Source organism: Glycomyces albidus, assembly GCF_009451885.1.
GTDB lineage: Bacteria > Actinomycetota > Actinomycetes > Mycobacteriales > Micromonosporaceae > Glycomyces > Glycomyces albidus.
Genome location: NZ_WIAO01000062.1, coordinates 1 through 4938, shown reverse-complemented (window position 1 = coordinate 4938; position 4938 = coordinate 1). Strand labels below are relative to the sequence as shown.

Here is a 4938-nt window from a genome sequence, read left to right as displayed (position 1 = left end):
CGGCTTCTGCTTTGGTGTGCCCCCCCCCCCCCCCCCCCGAGACCGCCCCCCCCCCCCCCCCCCCCCCGCGACTCGACTGGTCATTTGCAGGGATCATCGAGGCTTATGGAAACCTGTTTCCCCAGGTTACGGCCCTGCATGGCCGCCTAGCGGCTGTAGCGCCCACCAAAACGGCTTCACACGTCGTCGAAGAACGATGAACTAAGTTCAGCCCGTCTCGCTCAAGCCCGGTACTACTCTCGAAGCAATTCGTCGATTTGTTCAAGTTTCGCTTCGACGAATGAAGCCGACTTGACGCTTTTGGTCCTTCGGTATATCAACAAGGCTTCCTGGAGAAAACCTCGTGCGGCCGTAAAATCTGATTGCTTAAACGCGAGAAGCCCTAGGCCTTCGAGTGCAGACGAATGGGTTTTGAACGCTCGAGCCCTCGGAGCGTAGGCTAGGGACTCGTGGAACTTTGCCCGTGATTCATCAAATCGCGCTTGTCGAAGCAGAAGATAGCCTAGTCTGCAAAGAATATGACCTGCACAGTAGGGATCATTGGCGGAATCGAAATTTGCCTTTGCTTCCACGAGGCAGGCCTCAGCCTCGGAATAGTTCTTCATCGTGATTGCTATGGCACTGCAATCCTGAAGTGCCCCACCGCCACAATGTGCGTCATGGACTGAGGCAAATTGCCTCGCGGCATTGTAATAGCTTTCATAAGCTTCATGTAGGAGTTTCTGATCGGAATAAATCGAACCGAGTATGTTGTAGGTCTCTCCGCAACGATGGTTATCGCCCATTGAACTAGACAGGTCTATCGCGGAACGCAAAAGTTCAATTGACTCAGAATATTCTTCTCTATCCGCCAAGATCCGGGCAACCATCTGGATTGCGTTTACGGTGCCTCCTGGTGATCCTCCCTTTCTGTATTCAGCGGAGGAAGCGCGGAAGTATGATTCGGCAGAGGATTGGTCGTTCTCTCGGGCTGCTAGTTTGCCGAGGGCATATAGAGTGTTCGCATGAACTGTGGGTGCACCCTCGCTATCTCTGACTGTTAGCTCAGCTTCCTGATAATAGGCCTTAGCTCCTTCGATATCCCCCCGCTTCAGGGAGAAATCTCCGAGACGTAGCAGCGCATCGGCATACCCGGTAATGTTTCCAATTGCGCTATTTCGCTCTGCGGCGTGCTCAAGGTGACTTCTAGCTTGCTCAGTGTCCCCCTGCTCAAGAGCCGCATATCCAAGACCTTGGAGGGCATGCGCTGCGTCGTGTGCATTGCCGACCTCTTCAAATATATCGGCTGCTTGGCGGAAATAATCACTGGAAGCCTGATGCTCTCCAAGTTTCGACGCAATATCGCCTAGACTATGAATTGCACGAGCTTGGTTCGGCCGATCATCTAGGCGTTCGAAAGCGCTGCGAGCGATATTCAACCGCTCCTTAGCTGCGGGATAGTCGCGTCTCTTTGCACAAATTCTGCCGAGTTCGAGTTGCGCGCGCGCATAATCTCGAATATTCCCATCCCGCATGAAGCTGTCAGACGCGTGTTGTAGAACAAGATCAGCATCAACCCATCGTCCATACGAGCTAAAGATAACTCCAAGCATGGCGGCAAAAACTGCGTTAGGTCGCCTAGTACTTGAAAGAGCGGAATCTCGTGCACTATCGCCCTCGACCTGGATCCATTCAACTAGGTCGTTGACCGAGCTGATCTTCAATCGATAATGAGAGATCAGGTCTCGCTGGAAAATCCGAATCTCGTCTTCAAGCTCGGCTTGGAAGTTGGCATAGGTGCGAATGGCGTCATGGGCCCTGAACGAGCGAAGCTCCGGTGTGTCGCTGTATTCATGATGATGGCGCACGACAAGTCCGAAATCAATCAGTTCGTCGACGACTTTGATTGCTTCTCGTAGGTCACAGCCGATTAGAGCCGACAGTGTTTCCATCGTCAATGACGTCCCAGGATGTGACCCAAGAGCCCGAAGCGCAAATTTCTGATCCTCCGTCAGATATCGATATGATCCATCTAGACGCTCAAATTGAGCACGCTGTGTTTCGCTCTGAAAACTTTGAGTGCTGGCTGAGAGTTCTTCAAGCAATTCTGTTATAGATCTCTTTCCACTATTAATTTGTCTTGCATGGGCATCGATCAGAACTGGAAGGTGCATGTCCAGAGATGTCAGCTTCTCTAGGTCCTCTTCAGAATAACTACTCGAACCGGTTATCGACCTAAACATTTCTATGGATTCTGTCGAACGCATCACGTCAAGTTTAACTGTGGCGCTTGAGGCAACCTCTATAGGTTTTCGCGTAGTAATGATTGTCCGACAGTTCGGCTGTGTTATCAGGATGGGCTCGATTTGACTAATTTCGGAAACGTTATCCCAAATGAGAAGGAGACTTTGATTGGTAGTTAGCTGGCGCCACAACGTCGACAAGGAGATGCTGTCGAGTTTGTTTACTTGATCTACCGAAACGGACTCGCAGATTACAGGAATTATCGAACGCAGTGCGGTCATTGAATCGATTGGAGTCTTGGTAGCATGAAAGGAATGAAAATTGAAGTAGATCCGACCATCCTGGAACTTATCTACATTCCTGTCTCCGTATGCTACGCACAGGGCTGTCTTTCCAACTCCGCTTATTCCAGTGATGACGGTTATTGGAAAGTTGCCCGTTTGTTCCAGCTTGTGCATGGCTTCCGGTCTATCGATGAACCCTGCGGTCGTGCGCTCTGGGTCCCAGTATTCATTTGTTATCTTAGGTGCCAGTGTTGAGTGAGCTGAATGTATGTGCAGGTTCTCTACCTTTGCGGCCTGAACAAAGGTTCCAATTTCATTCTTGTGAAATTCGGAGTCGATTTTTTGATTGAGAGAACTGGGAGATCTCTCGACTCGAACTTTGAGTGAGTTGATTAGGAAATCCATCCACAGCGATTGCAGTATGCGTGCCCCTCGGGTGGCTTCCAGTTGAATCCTCTCTAGAATTGTTTGACAGATCATCGCAGTAAGCGGATGGTCATTGATAATTTCTGTGGGGAGTCCGTCGGTATCAATAGGAGATTCAATTTCTGATACCCAAATTCTCACGGAATTGGTAATGTCGTCTAGGGCAGTTCCATCAACAAGTGGCAATTCGGCTGAATCTCGTTCAAACAGTGCAGCCTTGGTTGATATTCTCATTTGATGATCGTTGACGTAGAATTGTTCTACTGCGTGGGATGTTGCGTCGATGACGACTGCTTTTAGGGCGCTCAGAACTTCGGGTGCATCCCCCCTGCGAACCGTCCGCTGCTGGAGAGCTTTGAGCGTTCGGTCGGCGAGCTTCTTCCCAATCCAGGTCGAGATTGCTGCGCTGATGGAATCCATTTAATCTTCCCACGGCCTACAGTTGACCCGGAGATTATAGCCGGGAGGAACGGGACTGTGGGATCCACTGGTTTGAGGCTGGCGACATCTCCGACTTGATGTTCATTGTTGCCTGTGGGTTTACTGAGCCTCAGGATGCTCAGCTTCCTAATTGAATTCTTTGCGCCCAACGCCGCCATCAAATCGATCCCGTTCGGGAAGGCGGTCAACGGGCAGCCAGTTTTTTTTGGGGTACGGCTCGGGATCTCTTCGAGGGCTTTGAGCTGGGGCGCTTCCGTCGCTGATGCGAAGTTGGAGTTTGGGAACGCCTCCACTAGGCCCTTCTCGCCGACCTCGACGCGCTTGGAGATCGACTGGTCCGGAGTCTGTCTCAACGGCTCCCATGGCGTGTGCCAAGACCTGGACGATCAAACCGGCCCGTCTCAGGTAGATCGAGGACGGCCTGGTTCCAAGCACCATGTCGCTTGCGACGTGAGCGGGATCCCGCTCACGATCGCTGGCAAAGTGCCCGACATCGAAGCTGCGACCGACCTGGTCAAGATCATCGGATCGGTGCCCGGAAGAGTCGGTCGGCTCCGCCTCTAGTCCGACACGGCCCTGACCAATGGCAGGTACGGCTCGGCAGTTTTTCCCGAATGACTGCACGCCAGGCGTATCGCCTCGGTCATTTCACAGTGAGGGATTCAGAAGAACATCGGACCTGGCATGATCCGCTGGGGGAGCAAGTCATCGCGCGGGCTGCGATGCGTCCGTCTTACAGGTAGGTGGCTCCGCCGAAGGTGGCCGGCGTCAGGCATCCCAGAGCGAAGTACTCGAGGAGGTCGGAGTCGGTGAGGTTCTCGGTGTGGCGAGCTAGCCAGTCGCCTGAATCCGCCGCTTCTAGGAGCTTTACCCCCATCGACTTCGCGCCGATGTGGGCTCCGAAGCCTGTGGCAGCGTCGGTCAATGCGTTGATCTGGGGTTTAGCGCGAAGAAGCGTGTACCCGCAAATGTCCAGGTCATCTTGAATGTTGTCGAGGCTTCGGGCAAGCGTCAGCATGTGCCGCTCCTTGTCGGATAACGGGAGTGAGGCGGGCGCGACAGGTTGGAGGAACCAAGGTCAGCCGCCGCCGCGCCCGCGTGCTGGGGGCGGGGCACGCCGCCCACCCGGCGTGCCCCGCAGAAGAGGAAAGTTAGAGACGGCCTTCGGCCGTGGCTTGGGTCAGGATCGATTCCGATTCACGGCGCCAGCGGCGCTTACGGCCTTCAGGTGTTGACTTCCAGCCGGGGCGGGGTGCCAGACCGCAGAGGTGTCCGTTCTCGTGGAGGAGATCGGCTACCGGAGTCAGCCCGCCGGACACGTTGATGACGCTGAGGACCGCGTGCTCAGGTGCGAGTGTCGGTTCGACGGCGAATCGGAAGCCGTCAAGGTTGAAAGTGCCGAGGACGCTGGAGGGGAGTTCGGCTTTGGGCGCTAGATGTATTGCCCTGTGAGGTTGTGGACGCGGGTGGCGGGTGGTTTGCCTCCGAGTGCGGTGTGGGCGCGGTGATGGTTATACCAGTGCAGCCATGTCGGGAGAGCTGCTCGTCGCTCGTGTTCGGACCG

Annotated in this window: 3 protein-coding genes; all 3 read right to left on the bottom strand. The window is 54.2% G+C overall.

Features of this window, described 5'->3' with window-relative positions; genetic code table 11:
• Positions 1–233: 233 nt before the first annotated feature.
• The gene (locus GFD30_RS25365; protein WP_153027939.1) at positions 234–3353 is read right to left on the bottom strand and encodes a tetratricopeptide repeat protein; all 3120 of its coding nucleotides are present in this window, start codon (positions 3351–3353) and stop codon (positions 234–236) included.
• 754 nt (positions 3354–4107) lie between these two features.
• Positions 4108–4392 carry a hypothetical protein gene (locus tag GFD30_RS25360; RefSeq protein WP_153027938.1) on the bottom strand — a complete coding sequence of 95 codons (285 nt, stop codon included), beginning with the start codon at positions 4390–4392 and terminating at the stop codon, positions 4108–4110.
• Between the two features lie 414 nt (positions 4393–4806).
• Positions 4807–4938 (bottom strand): integrase core domain-containing protein (locus GFD30_RS25355; protein ID WP_153027937.1); only part of this gene is annotated, 132 nt, incomplete at its 5' end.

Coding starts and splice junctions, on each gene's coding strand:
- GFD30_RS25360 (WP_153027938.1), bottom strand. CDS start 4,392: ATGCTGACGCTTGCCCGAAGCCTCGACAACATTCAAGATGACCTGGAC.
- GFD30_RS25365 (WP_153027939.1), bottom strand. CDS start 3,353: ATGGATTCCATCAGCGCAGCAATCTCGACCTGGATTGGGAAGAAGCTC.